11 protein-coding genes are annotated in these 13,430 nt (G+C 69.1%); 4 read left to right on the forward strand and 7 right to left on the reverse strand.

Annotated elements, in window-relative coordinates; translation table 11 throughout:
• Positions 1-44: 44 nt before the first annotated feature.
• From JJ691_RS50250 to JJ691_RS50270, 5 genes are all read right to left on the reverse strand, one after another.
• On the reverse strand, positions 45-4,286 hold the full coding sequence (locus tag JJ691_RS50250) for a GH92 family glycosyl hydrolase (RefSeq protein WP_211766419.1): 4,242 nt from the start codon (positions 4,284-4,286) through the stop codon (positions 45-47).
• 94 nt (positions 4,287-4,380) lie between these two features.
• Entirely contained in the window at positions 4,381-5,226 is an 846-nt protein-coding gene (locus JJ691_RS50255) for an SCO6745 family protein (protein WP_211766420.1), read from the reverse strand.
• 63 nt (positions 5,227-5,289) lie between these two features.
• Complete coding sequence (locus JJ691_RS50260) at positions 5,290-5,631, reverse strand: ArsR/SmtB family transcription factor (protein WP_211766421.1); 342 nt, start codon at positions 5,629-5,631, stop codon at positions 5,290-5,292.
• A gap of 46 nt (positions 5,632-5,677) precedes the next feature.
• Positions 5,678-6,637, reverse strand: coding sequence for a hypothetical protein (locus JJ691_RS50265; protein ID WP_211766422.1), 960 nt, complete (start codon positions 6,635-6,637; stop codon positions 5,678-5,680).
• Complete coding sequence (locus JJ691_RS50270) at positions 6,630-7,226, reverse strand: RNA polymerase sigma factor (protein WP_211766423.1); 597 nt, start codon at positions 7,224-7,226, stop codon at positions 6,630-6,632. The genes JJ691_RS50265 and JJ691_RS50270 overlap by 8 nt, the downstream gene beginning before the upstream one ends.
• A 229-nt stretch (positions 7,227-7,455) precedes the next feature.
• Here JJ691_RS50270 and JJ691_RS50275 point away from each other — a divergent pair, with 229 nt between their 5' ends.
• Positions 7,456-9,072, forward strand: a complete 1,617-nt coding sequence (locus JJ691_RS50275) for a discoidin domain-containing protein (protein WP_211766424.1) — start codon at positions 7,456-7,458, stop codon at positions 9,070-9,072.
• 96 nt (positions 9,073-9,168) lie between these two features.
• On the forward strand, positions 9,169-10,896 hold the full coding sequence (locus JJ691_RS50280; RefSeq protein WP_211766425.1) for a lipoxygenase family protein: 1,728 nt from the start codon (positions 9,169-9,171) through the stop codon (positions 10,894-10,896).
• A gap of 4 nt (positions 10,897-10,900) precedes the next feature.
• Here the strand turns inward: JJ691_RS50280 and JJ691_RS50285 are convergent, their stop codons facing one another.
• Positions 10,901-11,332: a YchJ family protein gene (locus JJ691_RS50285; RefSeq protein ID WP_211766426.1), complete on the reverse strand. Its 432-nt coding sequence runs from the start codon at positions 11,330-11,332 to the stop codon at positions 10,901-10,903.
• Positions 11,333-11,481: 149 nt separating this feature from the next.
• Here JJ691_RS50285 and JJ691_RS50290 point away from each other — a divergent pair, with 149 nt between their 5' ends.
• A complete protein-coding gene (locus JJ691_RS50290) occupies positions 11,482-11,802 on the forward strand; it encodes an ArsR/SmtB family transcription factor (RefSeq protein WP_211766427.1) in 321 nt (106 codons plus the stop codon).
• Between the two features lie 2 nt (positions 11,803-11,804).
• Positions 11,805-12,275, forward strand: a complete 471-nt coding sequence (locus JJ691_RS50295) for an SRPBCC family protein (protein ID WP_211766428.1) — start codon at positions 11,805-11,807, stop codon at positions 12,273-12,275.
• A gap of 301 nt (positions 12,276-12,576) precedes the next feature.
• On the opposite strand, the gene sigI is transcribed toward JJ691_RS50295, so the two are convergent.
• Positions 12,577-13,371, reverse strand: coding sequence for an RNA polymerase sigma factor SigI (gene sigI / locus JJ691_RS50300; protein WP_211766429.1), 795 nt, complete (start codon positions 13,369-13,371; stop codon positions 12,577-12,579).
• Between the last annotated feature and the right edge of the window lie 59 nt (positions 13,372-13,430).

Consider the following 13,430-nt stretch of genomic DNA (forward strand, 5'->3'; position numbering starts at 1 on the left):
GCCCGACCCGGGGTGAGGGTGGGCGCCACTCGCTTGGGAGAGCGTCAGTTGGTCAAGGTGCCGCACTGGCCGGCGGCGGGACCGCCGACCGAGTCCGCCAGGCCGTTGTTGGCCGGCGCGGGGGTGTTGCCGGTGCACGCGAGCGGTCCGCCGACCGAGGTCGACGTCACGACCGCGCCGGCGTTTCCGGTCAGCGACACGGGACCGTCGACGCGGGCGGTCTCGATGCTGGTCTCACCGGTGGTGCCGACGATGCTGACCGGACCCGAGACGTGGGTGCCGAGCAGCACGACGGCCGCCGCGCCGGAAGCCGACACCGGGCCGCTGACGGCGCCGCCGAAGGCGTACAGCGACGCGCCCGGCGACACGGTGACGGGGCCGTTCACCGTGCCGGTCAGGCAGGTCACGCCCTTCACGGTCAGCGGCCCGTTCACCGAGCCGTCGATCGTGGTGGCGCACACCGGGTTCGGCTTGCCCAGAAGCTCCACTTCGGACAGTGTCGCGGTCGAGCCCAGCTCCAGGCGGTAGTAGTTGTACCGCCCGACCTTGGCCACGCTGAACGCCTTGGTCTGCCGGGCGTCGGTGAACTTCACACCGCTGCGCTGGTCGATCGTGGTCCACGTCTTGCCGTCGTAGGACGCCTTCAATGCCCACGAGGTCGGCGCGGCGGCCGCCGAGGAGCCGGACGTCAGTGTGTACATCTGCACCCGCTGGGTCGCGTCGGACGGCTGCATGGCCACCGGGGCGTCCACAGTGGACTGCGTGTCCGAGCTGTTGTCGAACAGCGCGCCCTGCTTGGGATCGGTCAGGTCGTGCAGCGGCTGCGCGACCGCGGTGCCCTGGGTGATCGACACCGGCGCGTCGCCGTTGCCGCTGCCCCACTTCGACGGGTTCGGGCCCATGTCGAAGTCCAGGGTGCCGCCGTTGGCCAGCAGGCTGTTGGACAGGTACGTCTTGTCGTACGCCTTGCCGTTGACCTTCAGGCCCTGCACGTAGATGTTCTTGGCGTTGTTCTTGGGCGCGTTGATGACCAGCGACTTGCCGTTCTCCAGGTGGATCGTCGCCTGGGTGAACAGCGGGGAGCCGACGGCGTAGTCGCCGCTGCCCATGGTCAGCGGGTAGAAGCCCAGCGCGCTGAAGATGTACCACGCGGACATCTCGCCGTTGTCCTCGTCACCGGGGTAGCCCTGGCCGTCCTCGCTGCCGATGTAGAGCCGCGACAGCGCCTCCCGCACGTACTGCTGCGTCTTGGAAGGCTGACCCGCGGCGTCGTACATGTAGATGATGCCGTGCGAGGGCTGGTTGCTGTGCCCGTACTGTCCCATTCGGACGTCACGGGCCTCCACCATCTCGTGGATGGTGCCGCCGTAGCTGCCCGGGAACTTGGCCGTCTCCGGCGTGCTGAAGAACTGGTCCAGCTTGGCCGCCAGCTTGTCCTTGCCGCCGTACAGGTTGGCCAGGCCCTGGCCGTCCTGCGGCACCGAGAACGCCATGTTCCAGCCGTCGGTCTCGGTGAAGTCGCCGCCCCACACCCGCGGGTCGAAGCTCGCGCCCGGATTGTGCTCGCTGCCGTCAGGGTTGCGGCCCTGGAAGAAGTTCACCGACGGGTCGAACAGGTTGACGTAGTCCTGCGCGCGGTTGAGGAAGTACGTGTAGTTGTCCGAGTACTCCTGCCGGCGCGGGTCGTTCGGCTTGGCCTTGTCCAGCAGCGCCTTGGACATCTGGGCGATGCCGTAGTCGTTGACGTAGCCCTCCATCGCCCAGGAGAAGCCCTGGTCGGTGTCGGTCGAGGTGTAGCCGAGGAAGTTGGACGTGTCCAGGCCCTTGCGGCCGACGCCGGAGCTGGTCGGCGCGACGGTGGCGTTCTTCACCGCGGCGTCGTACGCGGCCTGCGCGTCGAAGTTGTTGATGCCCTTGACGAAGGCGTCCGCGAAGGCGACGTCCGAGCTGGTGCCGGTCATCAGGTCGGCGTAGCCGGGGGAGGACCAGCGCGAGGTCCAGCCGCCGTCCTTGTACTGGTTCACGAAGCCGTCGATCATCTTGCCTTCCATGGAAGGCGTGAGTAGCGAGTACGCCGGCCACGTGGTCCGGGCGGTGTCCCAGAACCCGTTGTTGACGTACATGGTGCCGTCGCTGATCTTCGCGCCGGTCTGGGTCGGCGTGTCCTGGCCGACCTCCGGCGACACCGGGCTGGCGTACTGGTACTTCGGGCTGGCGACGGTGCCGGTGTTCTCGTGCGCCTCGTTCGGGTACAGGAACAGCCGGTACAGGTTGGAGTACAGCGTCACCAGCTGGTCCTGGCTGGCGCCCTGCACGGTGATCACGCCCAGCTGCTTGTCCCACGCCTGCTGGGCCCGGGCCCGCACCGAGTCGAACGTGTCGGACGCGGAGATCTCCTGGTCCAGGTTCTTCTTGGCCTGGTCCACGGAGATCAGCGAGGTGGCGATCCGCATCGTGACCGTCTTGTCCGCGCTGGTGTCGAACTGGAAGTAGCCGGTCACGTTGTCCCGGCCGGTCCCGGTGAGCTTCGCGCCGGCGGTGACCGGCCTGTCGAAGGTGGCGTAGACGAACATCCGGGTGGCCCCGGTGGACAGGCCGCTCTTCACGTCGGAGTAGCCGGTGGCGACCCCGCTGGCCGGGTCCAGGGTGAGCCCGCCGGAGTTGTTCACGTTGTCGAAGTCCACAGTGGACTGGTCGCCGGTGAAGGTGAACCGGAACACCGCCGCGTGGTCGGTCGGGGTGATCTCGGTCTTCATGCCGTTCTGGAACTTGACCGAGTAGTAGTCCGGCTGGGCGGTCTCGTCGTCGTGGCTGAAAGCCAGCGCCCGGGCGTTGCGGTCGGCGGTCGGCGTGCCGTTCTCGGGCATCACCTGGAAGGTCTGCCGGTCACCCATCCACGGGCTCGGCTCGTGGCTGGCGGCGAAGGCCTGCAGCGTCGGCAGGTTCTGCCCGTTGTTGGCCTTCGCGTACTGGTACAGCCAGTCCTGGGAGCCGGCGTTGGTCATCGGCGTCCAGAAGTTGAAGCCGTGCGGCACCGCGGTGGCCGGGAAGTTGTTGCCCCGCGAGAAGGAGCCGCTGGCGTTGGTGCCGCGGATGGTGCTGACGTAGTCGGTCAGGTGCGCGCGGTTCGGCTGCGCCGGGTTGCCGGTGACCTTGATGTCGTCCACCCAGCCGCTGAACGCGCCGGGGCCGGTCGGCTTGTCGTAGCCGATCAGGATGCGCTTGATCGTCTTGCCCGCGGCGACCGTGCCGATGGTGGACGCGATGTGGTTCCACTGGTTGGTGTACAGCGACTTCGACGCGCCCTGGCCCTGCGGCGAGAGCACGAAGCCGTGCTGGTCGAGCGCGCCGAGCTGGCTGAGGTAGGTGCCGTCGCTGAAGGCCAGGTCGATCGCCGCGTAGGTGCTGGTGTAGTCCGGGTCGTCGCCGACCAGCTCGGGGAAGATCTGGTACGACAGCTGGGTGTTCTTCGTGACCGCGAGGTCGACGTCGAAGATCTTGTTGTACGAGTAGGCGTGCCCGGCGACCAGGTGGCTGCCCGCGTAGCGGAAGGACTTCACGCCGGTGAAGCCGGCGTTGGCCTTGGAGTTGTAGCCGCCGGTGGGGCCCTTGCCCTCGAAGCTGCGCATGCTGGGCGGCGGCGGGGTGGAGCCGACCGCCTGGATCAGCTGCACCTCGGCCAGCTGCACGATCGGGTCGCCGTGGTTCTGGGTGATGTCCAGCCGGTAGTACAGGTACGGCGTGGTGTTGCCGATCTGGTACGACTTGGTCTGCTGCCGGTTCGGGAAGTCCTGGTTGTTCTGGGTGTCCAGCGCGGTCCAGGTCTTGCCGTCCTGCGAGCCGGACAGCGTCCACTGCTGCGGGTCGCGGCCGGGCGCGTCGTTGGCCGAGGTCAGCGCGTACTGGATGACCGCGATCGGCTGGGACAGCTGGAACTGGGCCCAGCCGGTGGAGGTGAACGTCAGCCACTTCGTGTTGACGTTGCCGTCGACCAGGTTCTCCTTGACCTCGCCGCCGGCGTCGTTCTGCGAGTTGGCCTGGACGTCGACAACCTTGTCATCGATGTTGCCCGGGATGGTGGAGGCGTCCGCGCCGTTCACACCCGAGGCCCGCGGCGTGCCGCTCGCGTCCGTCTCGACCGTGTCGGTCCAGGTCGGCTGCGGATCGCTCGATTCGAACGAGGAGGAGAAGTCGGTGGCGCCGGCTGCCGACGCCACCGCCGGTACTGTCGCTGTGAGCCCTGCTATCAACGCCGAACTGAGCAGCAGTAACCACAGTCGTCTCATGACGTCGAACCCTCCCGGAGCGCCGTTGCCTGGGCGACAGCTCAACCGGGTGTGACATCGATGTCAAGAATCTGTCCGGTTTCCTGTCCGGACGTTACTTCTTCTTGAGGAACGGGAGCAGTCCGGCCTCGATCACCGCGTCCGACAACGGTTTGCCCACCTCGACGAGCCGGTTCACGCCCTCTTCGCCGAGCGCTTCGTAGGCCGGTTCGGCCAGCCGGTCGGTCTGGTCCTCGATGCGCTGCCGCAGCGCCTTGCCCTCCTCGGTGAGCACCTCGTCCTCGCCCGGCGCCAGGATGCCGCGCTCCCGCAGCCCGTCGGCGGCCGCGGCCCACTGCTCATCGCTCCACTGCCGAGTGTTGCGCAGCACCTTCGTCGCCAGGTAGCCGGTCGCGGCGTGCACCACCAACGCCTCCAGGCCGGTCAGCTCGGCCGTGACCAGGGCGGCGATGTGGCCGTCACCGCGGAACTCGCGCAGCAGCGTCTGGGCGTGGAACAGCTCCAGGTGCGGCTCGGTTGGCCAGGGCAGCGTGGCGTGGGCGGCGAACAGCGGCCGGCCTTCCAGCCGCTCGGTCGCCGCCTCGGCCGCCTTGCGGGTCAGCGCCGCCGTCTCGGCGATCGCGTCCGTGCCGATCAGGTCGCCGAGCCCGCGGCGCAGGGCCGCGTCCGCGGCCTCCAGCCGGGCCGCGAGCACCTGCTCCGGCGTGACCTTCGTCCAGACGGCGGCCATGCTCTGCCGCACGAAGGCCGGGTTGAAGTTGAAGAAGGTGGCGATGACCGTCTCGGCCGTGGCCGGGCCGAACGCCGCCGAGCGGGAGGCGAAGTAGCCGGACCCGCCCTCCAGTCCGAGGGCCTGGAAGCGCTCAGCCGCCTCCGGCGCGAAATAGATGAAGCTGTGCAGCGGCTCGATCGCCTGCCAGGCCTTGCGCCCCAGTGTCATGTGTTCAGCCTCCGCGTTGATGCTGTGGTGCCGGGCGGCGACCTCCCATACCGACCGGTCGGTTCACTCTATCGGAGGGCGATGTTTCTGGTGTTTACCCCGGGCGATCTCGGTGGCCAGGGCGTCCAGCGGCGGCCGCCAGAAGCGGCGGTACCGGTCCAGCCAGCCGTCGATCTCCCGCAGCGGTGTGGGGTCGACCGCATACAGTCGACGGGTTCCGTCGGCCCGGACCGTGGTGAAGCCGTTGTCCCGCAGCACCCGCAGGTGCTGGGACACGCCCGGCTGGGAGATGCCGAACTCCTCCCGGATCACCGCCGTGACCTGCCCGGAGCTCAGCTCGCCGTCGGCCAGCAGCTCCAGGATGCGGCGGCGGACCGGATCGCCGAGGACGTCGAACGCGTGCACGTCCCCGACGATTCCACCGGCCGCTTATATAACGCAAGGCGGGTATTCAGAGCCGGTCGCCGAGGTGGTCCACCAGCCCGGAGCTCAGGATGACGATCGATGGCACATAGTCCGACCAGCCGATGGCCACGCCGTTGGAGCCGAGGAAGCGGCGGCTGTCCCGGTCGAAGACCAGCGTCTCGCGGTAGCCCTTCCCGTTGTCGGGGCTCCGGGTGACGCCGACGCCCGAGCGGCCGGCGGCGTCCGCGACGTTCTGGTCGACCGTGACGCCCGGAATGGTGAGCGCCACCTGGTAGAGGGCGGTGACGACCGGCTGCGGTGCGATGGCCTTGAGCAGCGTCCCCATGATGAGGGCGAAGACCTGCTCATCGGGGGCGGCGGCGTAGTCCTGGCTGTCGGGCGGGCTCTTCGGCGCGTGGACGATGATGTCCTTGGCCATGTCGTAGAGCCGCGACCGCAACACCTCGGGGTCGGTCGGCAGGGTCTCCAGCTGCTGGCGCGACCAGCCGATGATGCCCGGCTCGGGGTAGCTGGGCACGAGCAGGTCGCGCACCTGGCCGGGAGACGGGAACGGACCCGAGCAGCCCGTGTAGGGACCACTCGACGACGGGGCCGCCGACGACGGGGACGTCACTATGGACCCCGTCGGGCAGTTCGGCTTGGCGGTGGGTCGCAGCTGCGGCTTGCCGCTGTCGGTCCGGTACCAGCCCTCGGACAGGGTGAGCTGGCCGTTCTTCTCGTCGGCGAAGCCCTCCTTGACGTAGACGAACTGGTCGTGCCGGTTGCTCGGGGTGAGCGTCGAGCTGGCCGGCATGACCAGGGCGATCACGGCCAGCACCGCTACTCCTGCGGCCAGCGCGATCAGCGTGCCGCGATTGCTCCGCGCGCGGCGGGGGCGTGTGCCCTCGGCGTGTTCCAGCAGGGCCTGGCGGGTGGCGGCCAGCCACTCGGGGGTCGGGTCGCTGACGTCCGGGCGCAGCCGGCTCAGCTGATCCAGGTCAGTCATCTGACACCTCCAACAGAGCGGTGCGCATCTTGGTTCGGGCACGGTGCAGGCGCGAGCGCACGGTGCCGATCGGGATGTCCAGGGCGTGCGAGACCTCCTCGTAGCTGAGGCTTTCCCACGCCACCAGCAGCAGCACGTCCCGCTCGTGGGGGTTGAGCCGGGCCAGGCCGGTGGCCAGCTCACGGCCGGCGGCCTCGGCGGTGACCCGGTCGGTCACGGTGTCGTCGTGCGGCTGCTCCAGTGGATAGGGATCGAGCTTCGACAGCGCCCGCAGGTGCCGGGACTCGGCGCGGGCATGCCGGCGCAGCATGTTGGTGGCGATGCCGTAGAGCCAGGGCAGTGCCGAGTCCTGGGCCGGGTCGAAGCGCCGGCGGCTGTCGAACGCGGCGAGCATGGTCTGGGCGGCGAGATCGTCGGCCAGCTGCCCGCCGACGCGGCGGGCCAGGAAACGGTGCACGGTGATCGCGTGCCGGTCGTAGACCAGCGCGAACAGCTCTGGTCGGGTCAGCGACTGGCGGATCACCTCGGCGTCGCCGGCGGTGGTGAGCACGCTCAGCCGGTCCTGCGCCTCGACCTGGGGTGTGGTCATCCGCGACCTCGGGGGCACGTAGCCATGATGGGTCCTCCCTCTCACCCGGTTCTTGCCCGACGGGCCGAACCGGGTTCCCGGGGACCACTGCTCCGAACGAGTGGCGTCGGCGTAATTGTTAGAGAACTTTCCTAACAATATTGACGCCGCCCCCGGCCGGAGCGGAGTCTTCCCCCACCCCGCCGCCGCGGCTGCCCAAAGACGTCAACACTGACCCCGGAGGCACCACATGAGTCGGCGCAGGCTCGCCACGTCCGTGGCGACCGCTGTCCTCGTCGTCTTGTCGGCGCTGGCCACGCTGTTCAGCAGCGCGGCCGCCGACGCGGCGACCACCGATCAGACCTTCCTGACCTTCTACGGCTGGTGGGACAACACCCCGCCGGGCGGGGACATCTCGTACCCGCAGATCCACGACACCGCCGGCGGCTCCGGCAGCTACAGCGACCCGATCACGTTCGCCACCGACAGCGGCGAGCTCAAGCCGGGCACCAAGGTGTGGGTGCCGCGGGTGCGCAAGTACTTCATCATGGAGGACAGCTGCGAGGAGTGCAGCGCCGACTGGAACGGCAAGGGCCCCAACGGCGGCCCCAAGCTGCGCCACCTCGACCTGTGGCTGGGCGGCAAGGGCGGCAACGCGATGGACGCCATCGACTGCGAGGACGCCCTCACCCACTACAACGCCGACAACACGCCGACCATGGAGCCGGTGGTCGTCGACCCGCCGTCGAACGAGGACTACGACTCGACGCCGATCTTCAACACCAGCACCGGGGCCTGTTACGGCGGGGCCAAGCCGAACCAGACCGTCGGCTCGTACAAGAACAACTCGACCGGGCTGTGCCTGGACGACCCGAACAACAGCTCCTCCTCCGGCACCACACTGAAGACCGCGGCCTGCAACGGTTCGGCCGAGCAGACCTTCACCTTCCACGGCGCGTTCCTGATCATCAACAACCAGTGCGCGACGATCTCCGGCAGCAGCGTCAAGCTGGGCAAGTGCGACGGCGGCCCGAACAGCCAGCTGTCCATCAACCCGGACGGCACCATCAACGACATCCAGACCGGCAAGAAGTGCTTCCGTGACTCGTCCGGCACGCTGACCGCCGCCAGTTGCTCCGGCACGCAGAGCAAGTGGACCTTCAGCCCGGCCGGTCCGGCCGGCCTGTCGGTCGCGGTCAACCCGGCCTCGGCCACGGTCAAAGCCGGCGCCTCGACCACCGCCACCGTGGCGGTGACCGGAGGAACCGGGACCGTGGCGCTGTCCGCGACCGGCGTGCCGGCCGGCGTGACCGTGACGTTCGACCCCGCCTCGGTTTCCGGCAGCGGCAACTCCACGATGACCGTGGCCGCCTCGGACACCGCCAAGTCCGGCACCTTCACCGTGGTCGGCGCCGCCGGCTCGGACAGCAAGTCCGCGACGTTCGCGCTGACCGTGGGCACCGGCGGCTCGTCTTCGCTGCTGTCCCAGGGCAAGACCGCCACCGCGTCCTCTGTGGAGTCCTCCACCTATGCCGCGAGCAAGGCCTTCGACGGTAACCTGACCTCCACCCGCTGGGGCAGCAAGGAAGGCTCGGATCCGCAGTGGCTCCAGGTCGACCTGGGCACCGTGCACTCGGTCACCGAGGTCAAGCTGACCTGGGAGGCGGCGTACGGAAAGTCGTACACCATCCAGACGTCGACCGACGGCAGCACGTGGTCGACTGTATACAGCACCACGACCGGCAACGGCGGCACCGACGACCTCACCGGGCTGGCCGGCTCCGGCCGGTACGTGCGGATGAACGGCACCGCCCGCGGCACCAGCTACGGCTACTCGCTCTACGAGATGCAGGTCTACGGCTCCTGAGTGCACACTTGGGTGCCTGATAGTCCAGCCGGGAGGTTCGGGCGCTGTCACTCCTGATTTGGTGGCAGCAGACACCGTTGCCGAGGAGCGCCCGCGTTGCCCGACTACCTGATCTCCCAGCACGACCCGCGCGGCGAGCGAGCCGACCAGCTCGCCGCCGCGCGGCGTGAGTACCGCTACACCATGGACTTCGGCTTCCCGGTGTCCTCCACGCTCGGCGCCGAGCACGAGCCGTCGCCGGCCTGGCGGCTCAAGGCGCTGGCCAAGCAGGAGGAGCTGCGGCTGAACCTGCTGCGGCTCAAGCGCCAGGGCAGGTGGAACTTCGTCAACGACCTGCCGCCGCTGGCCCCGCACAAGCTGGCCGCCCTGGTGCGCGAGAACGACATGGCCGGCATCGTCGAGTACTTCATGCCGCTGCCCGGCGGGGTCACCGGCGACCACCACGAGAAGACCGTGCGGGCCTTCCAGGACGTGTTCGCCCGGGTCGAGCAGCCGGCGGCCACCGCCGACTTCGAGTCCGACGAGTACTTCGCCGAGGTCATGGTGGCCGGCCCGGACCCGACGCGGCTGGTGCGGATGGACCGGGTGCCCGAGAAGTTCCCGCTGACCAGCGCACACCTGGGTGAGGACCTGGGCCAGGCGATCGCCGCCGGCCGGGTGTACTGGATCGACTACGTGGCGATGTCCGCTTTGGACAATGGCACGCATCCGCAGTCGCCCAAGTACATGTACTCCCCGATGGTGGCGTTCGTGGTGCCTCCGGGCGGCGGCGCGCTGAAGCCGTTCGCGATCCAATGTGGACAGGACCCGGTCGGCCGGGACATCTACACCCCGGCCGACGGCTACTCCTGGCGGCTGGCCCGCAACTGCGTGCTGGCCGCGCACAACACGTACCACGAGGTGCTGACCCACCTGGGTTTCACACACCTGATGAGCGAGCCGGTGCTGATCGCCGCCGTGCGCAACCTCGCCGTCAACCACCCGGTGGCGGTGCTGCTGCGGCGGCACTTCGAGGGCACGATGTCCATCAACAAGTTGGCCGTGGAGCTGCTGATCCAGCCCGGGCGGGCGGTCGAGTACCTGATCGGCTCGGACCTGAAGAGCACCTATCCGTGGCTGGCCGAGCACCGGTCCCAGCGCTCGTTCCGGGGCAACTACCTGCCGACGATGCTGGCCTCCTCGGGCACCGACAGCGTGTCGGCACTGCCGCACCACCCGTACCGGGACGACGGCCTGCTGGTGTGGAACTCGATCTACCGCTGGGTCAGCGACTTCGTCGGCGCGTACTACAAGTCCGATGTGGACGTCGCCGCCGACTACGAACTCCAGGCCTGGGCGACCGAGGTGGCCGCGGCCGACGGCGGGCAGGTGCGGGACTTCGGGGCCACGCCGGGACAGATCCTCGACCGGCACGACCTGGTCGAGATCCTGACCATGGTCGTGTGGACCGCCGGGCCGCAGCACGCCGCCGTCAACTTCACGCAGGCCGACCACATGGCCTTCCTGCCGGCCAATCCGCTGGCCGGCTACACCGAGGAGCCCAAGGGGCTCGGGCACGGCGAGGCCGACTGGCTGGCCAACCTGCCGCCGCTGGACGTCGCCGTGCAGCAGTTCTGCGTGATGACCTTCCTCGGCTCGGTGCACCACACCACGCTCGGCGACTACGGCTCCGACTTCGCCGAGTCCGCCGTTTCCGCTCCGCACAAGCGTTTCCGCACCGAGCTGGCGGCCATCGAGGACGAGATCGTCGCGCGCAACCGCCGGCGGTCGCGGCCCTACACCTATCTCCAGCCGTCCCTGATTCCCAACAGCACCAACATCTGACCCCTCAGCCGGCGGCGTCCAGGTAGACCCACTTGCCGTCCTCGCGCACGAACCGACTGCGCTCGTGCAGGACGCCGCCGGCGTGGCGGGCGTTGAACTCCACCACGCCCTCCTTGTCGAACAGGCCGCCCTTGTCGCGGTCGACGATCTCCAGCCCCGTCCACTCCGTGTCGTCCAGCGTGAGCCGGCGGGGCTTCGTCGTGCTGTGCCAGGTCCGCAGCAGGTACTTCCGGTCGCCGACGGCGAACGCCGCGTAGCGGGAGCGCATCAGCAGCTCCGCCGTCGGGGCGTTGCCGCCCTGGTGGAACCGGCCGCAGCACTCGTCGTAGGGCCCACCCAGCCCACAAGGACACTGTGCTTTTGCCGCGCGTGCCGCGCGGGGCTCGGCCCCTTCGGGGCCGCTGCCTTCACTTGCTGGATTTCTCGAGGGCCGCATGACTGGATGGTAGGGCGCGTCGGGTGGCGGCCCTCAAAAAATCCAGCAACCGCTCCAGGTAGCGGCGGGGCCTCGCTCTCTCCTGTCTTGGCGGCGTTCTCGCTCGCATGCGTTGACATGTGACCAAATGGTCACCTATTCTCGCCGTCGTGACGGACGACGACCGGGTCTTCAAGGCCCTCGCCGACCCGACCCGCCGCTTCCTGCTCGACCTGTTGTTCGCCCGGGACGGTCGAACGCAGTCCGAGCTGGAGGCGGAGCTGGAGATGAGCCGGTTCGGCGTGGCCAAGCACCTCAAGGTGCTGGAGGACGCCGGACTGGTTGTCACCAGGCGGGTCGGGCGGGAGAAGCTGCACCACCTCAATCCGGTGCCGATCCGTCTCATCCACGACCGCTGGATCGACAAGTACACCGAGCCCCGCCTGTCGGCGCTCACCGATCTCAAGGCCCAGCTCGAATCCGAGGAGTGAACATGAGCGTGCAGGTCAACCGGATCTTCATCCACGCCAAGCCGCAGCAGGTCTGGGACGCCATCACCAGTTCCGAGTTCAACGACAAGTACGGCTTCCGCTGCGTCAGCGAGTACGACCTCAAGGTCGGCGGCGCCTTCCGCGCCCTGGCCAGCAAGGAGATGGCCGCGCACGGCGCCCCCGAGGTCATCATCGACGGCGAGGTGCTGGAGTGCGATCCGCCGCACCGCCTCAAGCAGACCTGGCACGCCATGTTCAGCCCGGAGATCGCCGCCGAGGCCGTCACCACGCTGACCTGGGAGCTGGCGGAGCAGTTCGGCGCCACCCGCCTCACCGTCACCCACGAGACCCCCGACGCCCCGCTCACCGCCGCCATGACCAGCGGCAACGTCGAGAACGCCGGCGGCGGCTGGCCGCACCTGCTCAGCGACCTCAAGACCTACCTGGAGACCGGCGCCCCCATGGGCGGCTGAGACCTCCACCCGAGTGGCTCACTTGACGCCCGCCGCGCGTGAGTCCCGCCCGTGCCCCATGATCATCAGCCAGGGCCTCAAACCACCCGGTCGAGCGACCCCGCCCCACCCCCGCCTCCCTATTTTGATGCTCGGAAAGCCCCTTTCCTCTCGTTGGAGTAGAGGAAAGGGGCTTTCCAAACGGGGGTGGAAATACATGGATCACTCGGTCGGGTGAGGGCTGGTGGGGGCGTATGTGAGTGGCTCACTTGGGCAGCGGGGGCACATGAGCCACTCGGGTGCGGCGGGGGAGTGGAGTGGGCTAGGGGCGGAGGTCGCGGCCGGGGCGGGCGACGATCTTGGTGACCAGGTCGTCGGCGATGGTCAGCTCCAGCACGGCGAACTCGCGGCGGTTGGCGTAGGCCAGCAGGAAGGGCGGCGCGGCGACGAGGGTGGCGTGCCCCAGCCGGCGGAGCAAGCTGGTGGCGATGTCCTCGGCACCGTGCCGCTCGGTGGTGCCGCCGCGGAACGTGCCGGTGCCCCAGACATCCGGGTGCAGCACCTGGAGCAGGGCGTCGAGGTCGCCGTTGGCGCAGGCGGCGATGAAGCGCTCGGTGACCAGCTGGTGCTCGTCGGCGGCCACCGGATGGGCCCGCTCCGAGGCGATGTGCTGACGGGCCCGGCGGGCCAGCTGGCGGCAGGTGGCGACGGGCCGGCCCAGAGTCTCGGCGACGGACTCGAAGGGTGTGCCGAACACGTCGTGCAGGATGAAGGCGACCCGCTCGGCCGGCGGCATGCGCTCCAGCACCACCAGCAGCGCCAGCCGGACCTCGTCGTCGAGGGTGATGCGGTCGGCCGGGTCGACGGAGCCGGGCCGCTCGGGCACCTCGCCCGGCAGCTCGCGGCGGGACCGGGCGGACTTGAGCTGGTCCAGACACAGGCGGCTGGTCACGACGGTCAGCCAGCCCCGGTCGTCGTCCACGCCGGACGCGGCCGACCAGCGGACGAACGCCTCCTGCACGACGTCCTCGGCCGCGCCGATGTCGCCGAGCATCCGGTACGCCAGGTTCACCAGGTACGGGCGGTTGGCCCGCCACACCTCACCGAAGCCAGTCACAGCGGTTACGACGATACGGCCCGTCGGAAAGTGACATGTCACTTTCGCGGCGGCTGTGT

Source organism: Kutzneria sp. CA-103260, from assembly GCF_018263855.1.
Lineage (GTDB): Bacteria > Actinomycetota > Actinomycetes > Mycobacteriales > Pseudonocardiaceae > Kutzneria.